The 11,986-nt window shown below is 69.7% G+C and carries 8 protein-coding genes and 1 pseudogene; 2 read left to right on the top strand and 7 right to left on the bottom strand.

Annotated features, from left to right (window positions below; all coding sequences use genetic code 11):
* Positions 1 to 1,059 (top strand): annotated as a pseudogene (locus E2C06_RS39950) (ISNCY family transposase); the annotation flags it as partial.
* Between the two features lie 173 nt (positions 1,060 to 1,232).
* Here the strand turns inward: E2C06_RS39950 and E2C06_RS32895 are convergent.
* Genes E2C06_RS32895 through E2C06_RS32905 form a run of 3 tightly spaced genes read right to left on the bottom strand, consistent with a single transcriptional unit; the run spans position 1,233 to position 6,841 of the window.
* Positions 1,233 to 2,639 (bottom strand): TolC family protein, encoded by a 1,407-nt coding sequence (locus E2C06_RS32895; protein WP_133292790.1) that lies wholly within the window; start codon positions 2,637 to 2,639, stop codon positions 1,233 to 1,235.
* 5 nt (positions 2,640 to 2,644) lie between these two features.
* Positions 2,645 to 5,815 (bottom strand): efflux RND transporter permease subunit, encoded by a 3,171-nt coding sequence (locus E2C06_RS32900; RefSeq protein ID WP_133292791.1) that lies wholly within the window; start codon positions 5,813 to 5,815, stop codon positions 2,645 to 2,647.
* Between the two features lie 6 nt (positions 5,816 to 5,821).
* Positions 5,822 to 6,841 (bottom strand): efflux RND transporter periplasmic adaptor subunit, encoded by a 1,020-nt coding sequence (locus E2C06_RS32905; protein ID WP_133292792.1) that lies wholly within the window; start codon positions 6,839 to 6,841, stop codon positions 5,822 to 5,824.
* A 350-nt stretch (positions 6,842 to 7,191) separates the two neighbouring features.
* Between E2C06_RS32905 and E2C06_RS32910 the strand changes: the two genes are divergently transcribed.
* Positions 7,192 to 7,701, top strand: coding sequence for an SDR family NAD(P)-dependent oxidoreductase (locus E2C06_RS32910; RefSeq protein ID WP_133292793.1), 510 nt, complete (start codon positions 7,192 to 7,194; stop codon positions 7,699 to 7,701).
* Positions 7,702 to 7,876: 175 nt separating this feature from the next.
* Here the strand turns inward: E2C06_RS32910 and E2C06_RS32915 are convergent, their stop codons facing one another.
* The 4 genes from E2C06_RS32915 to E2C06_RS32930 form a co-directional block, all read right to left on the bottom strand.
* Positions 7,877 to 8,530, bottom strand: a complete 654-nt coding sequence (locus E2C06_RS32915; protein ID WP_133292794.1) for an IS5 family transposase — start codon at positions 8,528 to 8,530, stop codon at positions 7,877 to 7,879.
* Positions 8,531 to 8,942: 412 nt separating this feature from the next.
* Positions 8,943 to 9,194, bottom strand: coding sequence for a zinc ribbon domain-containing protein (locus E2C06_RS32920; RefSeq protein WP_165982821.1), 252 nt, complete (start codon positions 9,192 to 9,194; stop codon positions 8,943 to 8,945).
* 45 nt (positions 9,195 to 9,239) lie between these two features.
* Complete coding sequence (locus E2C06_RS32925; RefSeq protein WP_133292796.1) at positions 9,240 to 10,508, bottom strand: IS256 family transposase; 1,269 nt, start codon at positions 10,506 to 10,508, stop codon at positions 9,240 to 9,242.
* 73 nt (positions 10,509 to 10,581) lie between these two features.
* Positions 10,582 to 11,544: a recombinase family protein gene (locus E2C06_RS32930; protein WP_133292797.1), complete on the bottom strand. Its 963-nt coding sequence runs from the start codon at positions 11,542 to 11,544 to the stop codon at positions 10,582 to 10,584.
* Positions 11,545 to 11,986 lie beyond the last annotated feature (442 nt).

Here is an 11,986-nt window from a genome sequence, read left to right on the forward strand (position 1 = left end):
GCTGGCGCGCAGCCTGCTCTCGGCCACGGCGAAGGATCTCGAGCCGCTGCTGCGCGAGGTGGCCGGGGCGGTCGGCGTGCCGGTGCTGGGGGTGGTCAGCGACGGGCAGACCTCGATCCGCCGGGCGGTCGAGCGGGCCCTGCCGGGAGTGCCGCACCAACTCTGCCAGTTTCACTTCCTGCGCGAGGCGGCGCATCCGGTCTTCGAGGCAGACCGGCATGCCAAGGTGCGGCTGAAAGCCGAGGTGCGCGGGGTCCGGCCGATCGAGCGGGCGCTGGAGGGGCAGGACGACACGGCGGCCGAGGTGGCCCGCGGCTACTGCGCGGCGGTGCGCAGTGCCATCACCGATGATGGCCGCCCGCCGCTGGCCGCCTCGGGGCTGCGGCTCAAGGCTCGGCTGGAGGCGGTGGCGGACAGCCTGGACCGGGTGAGGGAAAAAGGGGCGGCTCGGCGCCGCTCACGCATTTGCGCCAACTGATCGGCCGCGGCCTGGAGCGCACGGCCGAGCTCTGGCCGGACATCGCGTGCGCCTATGACTGGGTGCACCGGGCGGCGCACATTCTGGGCAATGAGGCCGGCGAGGATGCCATCAAGGTCCAGCGCCGCTTTGACGGCCTGGTCGCCGCCATGGCCCGCCATCGCGCCAAGGCTGGAAGCCTGGCTGGGGCGATCGAGCACTTCGGCAAGGTCACCCGCAGCTACCGGCCGGGGCTGTTCCACTGCTACGCCATCCCCGACCTGCCGCGGACCGACAATGGCCTCGAGCAGCTGTTCGGCTCACAGCGCTACCACGAGCGCCGTGCCACAGGACGCAAAACGGCCTCGCCTGCCATCGTGTTGCGCGGCGAGGTCCGGGTGATCTCGGCTATCGCAACGCGGCTGCATCCGCCCACCGCCCGCGAACTCGGCCGCGCCAGTCGAACGCGATGGGCCGACCTTCGGCGCCGGCTCGCGCCACGGCATCAGGCGCGAATCCTACGCACCCGGTTTCGGCGCGACCCCAAGGCCTACCTCGCCGAGCTGGAACAGAAAGCCTGCCAGCCAGCTTTGCCAGCCTAGAAAAAAAGGCCTAGAGCGGTGCCGCGCTCACCCTTGAACGCAAACCGCCGTAGAGCGCGATCATCCTGAGCGGGAAGGCGCGGCGTGGATCGCCTGCGCGACGCAGGCCAGCCCGGTATTGCCCTGAAACGACAGGGCGATGCCGGTCCAGACACCCGGGGCAGGGCCGGGCGTCACGGCGCCAGCCCTAGCGCCTGGTTCAGCCGGCTCCGCGCCCGCCCCACGTCCACCTGAGCCCGCGCATCCACAGCCAGCGCCTCGATCTGCAGCTGCCGCACGCGGAACAGGTCGAAGGCGCCGATCTCGCCGGCGCGGAAGGCGGTGCGCGCCGCGCCCGCCTGCCGGTCGGCGACCGCCTTGCGGTCGCCGGCAAGCTGCCGCGCCTGCTCGGCCGCCTGCACCGCGAGCCGGGCCAGCCCGACCTCCCCCGCCACCACGCGGCGGGTCTGGATCAGCTCGCCCTCCGCCCGGGTCCGCTCGAACTCGGCATCCGCCCGGCGCGGCGCGTTGCGCGCCTCGGTCGGCAATGGGATGCGGACGCGGAGGCCGAGCGAGGTGCCGTTCTCGGTGACCGGCCCGCCCTGGCCGCGGGTGAAGAAGCCGAGCTCCGGGTTGTCGATCGGCGTCGCCGCCACCAGCCGGCTGCGGGATTCCGCGGTGGCCAGCGCGGCCTCCGCGGCGCGCACCGCCGGATGGCCGGCGCCATTGGCCAAGGCCGGTCCCAGCCGCCCCCCGCCGGCCGGCGTGGCGGCGGAGTCCAGCGCCACCTCGCTGCCGCCGGTCAGGGTGCGGTAGCTGGCCCGCGCCGCGGCGACCGCCGCCTCGGCCCGGGCATGGTCGAGCGCGGCGGACAGCTCCTCGTTCCGGGTCAGCAGCGCCTCGGTCTCCGGGATGTCGCCGAGCTCGACCCGCCGCTGCACGTCGCGGCCGATGTCGCGCGCGGTCGCCAGCCGGTCGCGCGCCACGCCCAGCTCCGACGTCGCCAGGCCGACCGCCCAGTAGGCGTCGCGCAGCAGGCCGGCGAGCTCCAGCCGGCGCAGCGCCAGGCGGCGGTCCTGCTCCTCGACCCCCGCGGTAACGGTATTGGCCAGCGCGCCGCGCTGCCCGGGCAGCCAGATCGGCGCGCCGATCTCGACATCCCATTCGTTGGCCAGGCGCGGCCCGCGGGTGTCGGAGCGGAAGGACCCGCCGAGCGCCGGTGAGCCGGCGATGGGGGAGCGCACCTGCGCGTCCCGGGCGCGGATCGCGTTGCGCTGGCCGAGGATCGCCCGCGTCCCGGCATCGATGGCGAGCGCCGCGTCGAGGTCGCGGCCGAGCGCCGCGCTTTCGAGCCGCAGCTGGACGGCGGGGCCGGTGACCGGCGGCGGGGCACGGCGGGCGCGGAGCGAGGGCGTTTCCTCCCGCCGCGGCTCGGTGCGGCGCGGCGCCGGCTGCGGCTGCGCCACCGGCGGCAGCGGCGCCGGGTCCTGGAAGGTCGAGAGCGGCGGACGCGAGAGCGGCGTCTGTTGCGCCCCCGCATCGCCGGCGGGTATGGCGAGGAGCGCCGCGGCGGTGGCCGCGGCGAGGAAGGCGCGCTGCATCGGCCTCACTCCGCCGCCGCCGGGCGTGCCGCAGGATGCGCCTTAGGTGCCGGTGTCTGTGCCGGTGCGGGGTGCGCCTCCGCCTCGGCTTCTGCCTCCGCCCGGCTCAGGGCGAAGCGGTCGTAGAGGATCGGCAGCAGCACCAGGGTCAGCACGGTCGCCGTCACCAGCCCGCCGATGACGACGATGGCCAGCGGCCGCTGGATCTCGGAGCCCGGGCCTTCGGCGAAGAGGAAAGGCACCAGGCCGAAGGCGGCGATGGTCGCGGTCAGCACCACCGGCGTCATCCGCCGCCTGGCGCCTTCCCGCACCGCTTCGTGCAGGGACATGCCGTTCTCGGCGATCAGCCGGTTGATGTAGGAGATCAGCACCACGCCGTTCAGCACCGCGATGCCGACGAGGGCGATGAAGCCGACCGAGGCGGGGACCGAGAGGAACTCGCCCGAAAGGTACAGCGCGATGACGCCGCCGATCGCCGCGAAGGGCACGTTGCAGAACACCAGGAGCGCTTCCCGCACCGAGTTGAAGGTGAAATAGAGCAGCAGGAAGATCAGCGCGAGCGCAATGGGCACGACGACCGCCAGCCGGGCGGAGGCGCGCTGCTGGTTCTCGAACTGCCCGCCCCATTCCAGGCGGTACTCGCCGGGCACCTGCACCGCACTGGCGACCGCCGCCTGCGCCTCGGCGACGAAGCCGACCAGGTCGCGGCCGCGGACATTGGCCAGCACCGTCGCGTAGCGCTGGGTGCCCTCGCGGATCACCTGGATCGGGCCTTCCTCCTCGCTGACATGCGCCACCTGGGACAGCGCCACGGTGCGGCCGCCGGGGAGGGCGAGGATGACGCGCTCGAGGTCGGTGGCCGAGCGCCTGAGGCTGCCCTCGCCGCGCAGCACCAGCGGGATGCGGCGTTCCTGTTCCAGCACGATGCCGAGGTCGCGGCCATCCACCCAGACCCGCAGCGCCTGCTGCACGTCGCGCACGCTGATGCCGAGCCGCCCCGCGGCGAAGCGGTCGATCTCGACCTTCAGGTACTTCATCCCCTCGTTGCGCAGGGCGAAGATATCGGACGCGCCGGCGATGCCGCGCACCGCCTTCTCCACCTCCCCGGCGATGCGGTTGAGCTCGTCGATCGAATAGCCGAAGACCTTGATCACCACGTCGCCGCGGGCGCCGATGATCATCTCCTGCACCCGCATGTCGATCGGCTGGTTGATCGCGTAGGAGATGCCGGGGATGTGGTCGAGCACCTTCCGCACCTCGTTCACCACGAAGTTGCGGTTCTTCGGCTGCCGCCATTCCTCGCGCGGCTTGATGTCGAGGAAGAGGTCGCTGTCGTTCAGCCCGACCGGGTCGATGCCGAGCTCGTCGGCGCCGGCCCGGCCCATGATCCCGCGCACCTCCGGCACTGCGGCCATGATCTGCCGCTGGATCATCAGGTCGGTGGCGGCGGCGGCATCGACGCCGATGGTCGGGTGCTTGCGCAGCGTGACCACCGGCGTGCCCTCGTCCATCACCGGCATGAAGGTGGAGCCGATGCGGGTGAAGAGGAAGCCGGCGAGGACCAGCCCGGCGACGGCGACGGCGCCGACCGCGAGCGGCTTCTTCATCGCCCAGCCGAGGAAGGGGTCGTAGCCGCGGTGCAGCAGGCGCACCAGCCAGGGGTCGCGCGTGCCGCCGCCCTGCTTCAGCAGGGTCGCGGCCAGCGCCGGCACCACCGTCAGCGAGAGCAGCAGCGCCGCGCAGAGCGCGAAGGTGATGGTCAGCGCGACGGGGGCGAACAGCCGCCCCTCCAGCCCCTGCAGCGACAGCAGGGGGAGGAAGACGGTGACGATGATGACGACGCCCGAGACCAGCGGCACCGCGACCTCCCGCACCGCCTCCCCGGTCATCCGCATGCGGGTGCGGAAGTCGGTGCGGCCATGCGCATGGGCGAAGTGGTGCGCGGTGTTCTCGACGACGACGACAGAGCAGTCGACCAGCAGGCCGATAGCGATGGCCAGGCCGCCGAGCGACATGATGTTGGCCGAGATTCCCGTCAGCCGCATGACGATGAAGGTCGAGAGCACCGCCAGCGGCAATGTCAGGGAGACCACCAGCGCCGCCCGCAGGTTGCCGAGGAAGAGGATCAGCAGGACGACGACCAGCGCGATCGCCTCCAGCAGCACCTTCTGCACGGTCCAGACCGCCTTCTCGATCAGTTCGTTGCGATCATAGAATATGTCGACCGTGACGCCTTCCGGCAGGGTCTTCTGGATCTGCTCGAGCTTCGCCTTGGCGTTGTTCACCACGGTTTTGGCATTGGCGCCGCGCAGGCCGAGCACGATGGCCCAGACCGCCTCGCTCTCGCCGTTCGTCGTCACCACGCCGTTGCGCGCCAGCGCGCCGAACCGCACGTCGGCGACGTCCGAGATGCGCACCACGCCGGTCGGGTGCGCCGCGACGACGATGGCGCGGATGTCGTCCATGGTGCGGATGCGGCCCTCGGCGCGGACCAGCAGCGCCTCCTCCCCGTCGCGCACGCGGCCGGCGCCGTCGTTGCGGTTGTTCTGCTGCAGGGCCTCGGCCAGCATCGCCGTGGTGATGCCGCGCGCGGCCATGGCGGAGGGGTTTGGCGCCACCTCGTAGGTGCGGACGAAGCCGCCGAGGGTGTTGACGTCGGCGATGCCGGGCAGGCCGCGCAGCTGCGGCCGGATGGTCCAGTCGAGGATGCTGCGCCGCTGCTGCGGCGATAGGCCGCCGCCGGTCAGGGTGAACATCAGCATCTCGCCGAGCGGCGTCACCACCGGGGCGAGGCCGCCCTTCACGCCGTCGGGCAGCTGTTCCTCGAGGTCGTCGAGCCGCTGGTCCACCTGAGTGCGGGCCCAGTAGATATCGGTGCCTGGGGCGAATTCGAAGGTCATCAGGGCCACCGCGTAGCGCGTGATGGAGCGGATCCCGACCAGGTTCGGGATGCCCTTCATGGCAATCTCGGCCGGATTGGTGACCTGCGCCTCCAGCTCCTCCGGCGGCAGGCCGGGCGCCTGCATAGCGACCAGCACCTGCATCGGGGAGACGTCGGGGAAGGCGTCGATCGGCAGCTTGCGGTAGCTGTCGACGCCCCAGGCGATGATGCCGATGGTGGCGAGCAGCACGATCAGCCGGCGCCGCAGCGACCAGGCGACAAGACGTCCGAGCATCGTCGGTCAGCCCCCGTAGATGTCGGTGAGTTCGGCCAGCAGCGCGAGGATCCCGCGCGAGACGACCTTGTCGTCCGGCGCCAGCCCGGCGCGGATCGAGGCGCCGGAGGCGGTCTCGGCGATCACCGTCACCGGCTTGGCGCGGAAGCCGTCTGAGACCTGGACGAAGACCCAGGACCGCCCGGCATGGCGCACCACCGCGCCCGCCGGCACCCGCCATTGCGGCGTGCCGTTCGGCCGCAGCGCGACCGCGGCGGTGACCACCTGGCCGGGCCGCAGCGTCTCGGCGCCGTCGGTCACCTCCACCACCGCGGTGACGCTCTGGGTGGTGGGGTCGACGCTGCGGCCGAGCCGCACCACCTCGCCCTGCGCCGGGGTGCCGGGGACGCTCATGCGCGTGCCCGGCTCGATCACCATGGCCTGCGGCAGCGGCACCTGAAGGTTAACCCAGAGCGGGTTCAGCCGGGCGATGGAGAACAGCGGGGCAGAGGCGGCGACGCGTTCGCCGGCGCTGGTCCGCGTCTCGAGCACCACGCCGTCCTCGGGCGCGGTGACGACCAGCGCGGCGGCCATCCTCCGGCTCTCGCGCAGCGCCTTGATGTCAGGTTCCGCCATGCCGAGCAGCGCCATCATCTGCTCGCGCTCCTGCAGGGTGGTGCGGGCGAAGTCGTAGTCGGCGCGGGTGGTCAGCAGGCGGCGCTCGGCGATGATCCGTTCCTTGAACATCTGCTCGTCGCGGGCCAGGCGCTGGCGCGCTAGCGCCTCGCCCGACAGGGCCTGCAGGTAGGTGCGCTGGGCCTCCAGCAGGTCGGTGCTGCGCAGCCGGGCGATGGGCTGGCCGGCCTTCACCGGCTCGTTCGGCGCAACCAGCACGGATTCCACCAGGCCGGCGGCGGGGGCGGCGACGATGCGCAACTGCTGCGGCGGCACCGCGACGGTGCCCGGCAGCATGGTCTGGCTCGTGCCGCCCTCCGCCTGCACCCGCGTGATGTCAATGCCGGCCGCGCGCGCGCGGCGTTCCTCCATGCGGATCAGGACTTCGTTGGCCTGCGGTTCGGCGGCCCGGGCCGGGAGCGGCAGCAGAGCTGGAGAAGCGAACGCATGGAACAGCACGCACAGCCAAAGCCGCACGGTCTTCACGGGAAACACAGGGACAGCCCCCAATCGTTGCGAGACAGGAGGCGCATGGCTCAGCGCCCAGATCTTGTACGCCCGATATCGGGGCGCACGTCGGCTCAAGAGGCCCTTTGCAGGGACATGCCGCCTTGAAGCGGTCTGCAACGCCGGCCGACCGTCAGGATAATGGACATTTCGTAAGGTGTTTCAACCCCTGACGCTTTAACTTAGGGATCACGCAGACGCGAAGGAAACCCCGCATGATCGTCCTCGTCACCGGTGCGACTGCCGGCTTCGACCTGGCCATCGCCAGCCGCTTCGCCGCCGATGGCGTGCGGATCGTGGTGCTCGGCCGCCGGGCGGAGCGGGTGGCGGCGCTGGCCGCCGAGCTCGGGCCGGGGCGCGTCTACCCGCCGGCGCTCGACTTCACCGACCGCGCCGCTGTAGACGCCGGCCTGCCGCCGGCCCTCGCCGAAGTCGATGTCCTGGTGAACAACGCCGGCATGGCGCGCGGGCTGGAGCCGGCCCAGGCCGCCGACCTCGATGATTGGGACGCGATAATCAACACCAATGTCAAGGGCCTGATTTACACCGAGCCGCCTAATTGTCTGGTCGCGGAGCATTGTTGGGACCCGCTTGGGCTGGCCATCGTAGACCATGCCTACCGCTTTCCTACCGCTTTGAGCACCTCGGCGCTCGTGCATCTGGACGAGGGTAACCCATGTTGCAGATCCACCCCAATACCCGCACCTGTAGAAGTATGGACTTAATCTGACGGTCACCTGATCGGCGGGTGGGCGTGTCCGATCTGGCGTGATTGTCCGCGGCCTACTGTGCCTGCAGCATCTTCTCTCGGGCAAGCGGCAATGAGGCCATGAAAGTCTGCATCGGGGTCTTGCCGTAGCGCTACCTGCCGTGATGTGGCCTGAAAGGCTGTTTTGAAAGCTACGGGGCAGGAAGCCGCTTGCGGTTTGGGTGAGCGAGGCGGTAGAGCATGAGGCGGATCATGGCGAGGGTGACCATCACCTCGGCGACCTCGGGCCGTTGCTCATAGTCCTTGGAAAGGCGCCGCCATCGCCCGAGCCAACCAATGGTTCGTTCGATCACCCACTTGCGTGGCAGCAGGACGAAGCCCTTGGTGCCTGCGACGCGGCGGACGACGATCAACGTCAGACCGAGCAGAAAGCAGGCGCGCAGGACGGCGAGGCGGTCGTAGATGCTGTCGGCGAACACGGCCCGGAGCCAGTTGTAGAGGGGCTTGATACGCCGGAGCAGGTCGCCCGCGCTGTCCGCGTCCTGGATGGACGCGGCATGCACGAGCACGCCGAGCAACAGTCCCTGCGTGTCGACCGCGACGTGCCGCTTGCGCCCCTTGATCTTCTTGGCTGCGTCGTAGGCGCGAGGCCCACCGCTCTCCGTTGTCGTCACACTCTGGGTGCCGGGGATGGCCGCGGTCGGGCCTGGCTCGTGCCCCGCGCCCTCGCGCAGCATGCCGACGATATGGTGGCGTATGCTCTCCCAACCCCCGTCGCGGAAAAAGGCGCGCACATGGCCGTAGATAGTCCGTTCGCAATCGACAAAAGGGGTCTCGTTCGCCATCCTGTCCAGTGGGGATCACGTAGCGGATTTCGACATCACCATCTGTGACGATGACGCGGTCGACATCTGTGACGATGACGCGGTCGACATCTGTGACGATGACGCGGTCGACCAGCAACTCGAGCAGTTCGCGCTTGCGATCAAAATCGGCCTGCTCCAAGCCTTGTCGCACGCGTTGACAGAACATCTCGGCCTGGGCCGCGAGCCGGGCAGTTTCGCCCTGGCGGTCGGCGTCTTGCAGGAGTTCGCGCTCCTGGCCATCGAGCGCCAGCAGCCGGGCTTCGGTATCCCGGCGACGCCGCTCGTACTCGGCCAGTGGTACCACACCGGCCATGTAGGCTTCGGTGAGCCGCTCGATTTGCTGGCCGAGCGCTACCCGGCCTCGGCGAAGGTTGGCGCGACGAGCTTGCAACTATTGCGGCAGCCAGTGCCCACCGCGGGCCCGCTGCATCGCATGCGCGATCATCTCCGGCGCGGCGAGGACCTCACACAGGTCGCGCCAGACCAGTTCTTCCAGCGGCCGGACCGGGATATAGCGAGCCGGACACCGCTCGCCTGGCATCATCACAGGCAGCTGTGTTTTGGTGCGGCAAAGATAGTAGTCGTAGCCCTTCGGCATATGACGCCCCGTGCAGCCACGCCGACATTGGCCACAGCTGACCACGCCGCGCAGGAGAGCTACGCAGGAAACTGGGTGACAGCCAGCCGATCAGGCGGCGGTCTGTGTTGGCGTCTCCTTGACCTCGACGCCATTTCGGAACCTGACACCCTGGATGACCTTCGGCAACTGGTTCTCGCCCTTGAGGCGGCGCCACGTCTTGGCCGCGGCCATGACGAGTTTGGAGACCATCAGCCGGGCGGTGTTCTGCGACAGCGCACCTTTGGTTCGGACCGTTCGGTGCAGCACCGTGGCGAACACGCTCTCGATCGGGTTCGAGGTCCACAGATGGTCCCAGTGCTCAGCTGGGAAGTCGTAGAAGGTCAGCAGCGCGTCACGGTCCCTGAGCAGGCAGGTGACCGCCTTCTCGTACTTGGCGGCGTACTTCTCGGCAAACGTGCTGATCGCTGCCTCGGCGGTGGCGCGATCGGGCGCCTGCCAGATCTCGCGAAATTCCTGCTTGACCGCGGGCTGGACGGACTTGGGCACCTTGTTCAACACGTTTGAGGTTTTGTGCACCCAGCACCGCTGATGCCGGGTGCTGGGGAAGACCGCCTCGAGCGCCTTCCAGAAGCCGAGCGCCCCGTCGCCGGTGGCCAGCTCGGGCGCGATCGCCAGACCACAGGCCTTGAGGTCGACCAGCAGTTCGCGCCAGCTCTGCGCGCTCTCGCGTACCCCGACCTGAAAGCCGACCAGCTCCTTCTTGCCCTCCGGCGTCGCGCCGATCAGCACCAGCATGCACTCGGCCTGTGGCTCCATCCGCGCCTGCAGGTAAATGCCGTCAGCCCAGAGGTAGACGTAGTGCCGCGCCGCGAGGTCGCGCCGCTGCCAGCGGGCATAGTCGGCCTGCCAAGTGTCCCGCAGCCGCGCGATCACCGCCGGCGACAGGTTTGGCGTCTCCTTGCCCGGCAGGGCCGCCAAGGTCTCCTGGAAGTCGCCCATCGAGACCCCACGCAGGTAGAGGATCGGCAGCAGCGCATTGAGGCTTGGGGTCCGCCGTGCCCAGCGCGGGAGGATGTTCGAGGCGAAGCAGATCCGCTCCCCTTCCTGGCCAGCACCGCGGTAGCGCAGCTTGACCCGCCGCACCGGCACCGGCCCAATCCCAGTCTGCACCAGGCGCTCCGGCCCGTGGCCATGCCGAACCAGCCGCTCGCGCCCGTCCGGCAGCCGCTGCCCCCGCATCTCAGCCAGGAAAGCCTCGGCTTCCGCCTCCACCGCCTGCGCCAGTAGCCGGCGGGTGCCGCTCCGCAGCACCGCCGTCAGCGGGTCATCCACCGCCTCCGGCTGACGCAGGGCAACCACCGTGGTATCGCTCGTCATGGCGTATCGCTCCTTCGGGAGGTCCTGGCAGGCTCGTCACCCGCCTCGATACGCCGCCTCTCTCAGCCCGCCATCACCCAGTTTCGGCCATAGCTCCGCGCAGGAGGTACTGGTGCACGCGGTTATTACGTCGTGCCATGCGTCGATTATAGCTCAACCGCTCCTGCGCGCGATCGAACTGCTCCTGGCTGACAATGGCCGGCACGGGCGCAACCGCGATCCATTTGGCCGGATCCGTCAGCCGCGCGCTGCCCTGGCCGCGGCCGATCGGCAGCAGGGCGGAACGTCGCTGCTCCGCCGGATGTCTGCGCAGCCGATTGGCGAAGACCTGCCCGAGATAGACGGGATTGGAGAGAACGCTGCGCAGAACGGTGGTGCACCACCTCCGATGTCCCCGAGGGGAGGGAATACCAAGGCGATGCAGATGCTGCACCAGGGCTGTCACTGGTGTGCCCTCGTCAGTGAACCGAGCGAACAGGTCGCGGATCACGGCGGCCTCCGTCTCGTCCAGCCGCACGCCGGTTGGATCACGCGGCCGTTCGGGGTCGAGCCGGTAACCGTAAGGCGGCCGCGACCAAGGTAGCAGGGTGCCGGCCTGCAGCTTGCGCAGGCGACCACGCCGCATTCGCTCGGTGATCAGGGATCGCTCGTACTCGGCTACTGCACCACGGATCTGGAGCAGTAACTGGTCATGCGGATCGCGGCTTATCGGCCGGTCGAGGAAGTCCACCACCGCCCCGTGCTTTTGCAACTCCTCAACCAGCAGCACCTGATGGACATAGTTGCGCGCCAGCCGATCCGGCGCGGTGATGAGGACGCGGTCCAGACGCGCGCTCGCTGCAGCATCGCGCAAGCGGTCCAAGCCTGGACGCTTGAGGCTCGCACCACTATGGCCATCGTCACGGAAAACATGCTCCGGCGCCAGAACCCAGCCCTGCGCCTCGGCATGAGCACGCAAACGGTCGAGTTGCTGCTCAGTGGTCTGCGCCTGAGCTTGGCGTTGAGTTGAGACCCGAGCATACGCGGCTACTTGCATGACGGCGTTCCTCCGAAATGCTCTGTGGAGCGGCCGGAGTGCCGATCGTGCTGGGAGGTAGGCCCGTCGACTGCAGAAGTAGCTGGTAGGCCCTGTCCCAGCGTCGCTGCGCCGCTGGGTGACCGACCTGCCGTCGGCTGACCGTCCACTGCCGGTGCCTCATGGCCCGCTCCGAGAGGGCAAACTCCTCCCGAAACAGCCAAACTCACCTCGCGCCGTTCGCGGTCAGCCCCGAACGGCCCGCGCCGCCACGGCAGCGCAAGCGAGCCACGCCGGACGAGGCAGAATTTGTCGTTTGTAAACAGACCATCTACGGCCATGTGTCGTAAGCGGGGCAAAACCTGTGGCGGTCAGGCGGGCTGGCACCGCGCTCTGACCAAGTCGGGCAGGTACGGGATGCCGGCCTGGCCGATGATGCCGAGCCGGGCACCGAGGTAGTCCC

The organism is Dankookia rubra (genome assembly GCF_004355005.1).
Taxonomy (GTDB): domain Bacteria; phylum Pseudomonadota; class Alphaproteobacteria; order Acetobacterales; family Acetobacteraceae; genus Paracraurococcus; species Paracraurococcus ruber_A.

Coding starts and splice junctions, on each gene's coding strand:
- E2C06_RS32895 (WP_133292790.1), bottom strand. CDS start 2,639: ATGCAGCGCGCCTTCCTCGCCGCGGCCACCGCCGCGGCGCTCCTCGCC.
- E2C06_RS32900 (WP_133292791.1), bottom strand. CDS start 5,815: ATGCTCGGACGTCTTGTCGCCTGGTCGCTGCGGCGCCGGCTGATCGTG.
- E2C06_RS32905 (WP_133292792.1), bottom strand. CDS start 6,841: ATGGAGGAACGCCGCGCGCGCGCGGCCGGCATTGACATCACGCGGGTG.
- E2C06_RS32910 (WP_133292793.1), top strand. CDS start 7,192: ATGATCGTCCTCGTCACCGGTGCGACTGCCGGCTTCGACCTGGCCATC.
- E2C06_RS32915 (WP_133292794.1), bottom strand. CDS start 8,530: ATGGCGAACGAGACCCCTTTTGTCGATTGCGAACGGACTATCTACGGC.
- E2C06_RS32925 (WP_133292796.1), bottom strand. CDS start 10,508: ATGACGAGCGATACCACGGTGGTTGCCCTGCGTCAGCCGGAGGCGGTG.
- E2C06_RS32930 (WP_133292797.1), bottom strand. CDS start 11,544: ATGCAAGTAGCCGCGTATGCTCGGGTCTCAACTCAACGCCAAGCTCAG.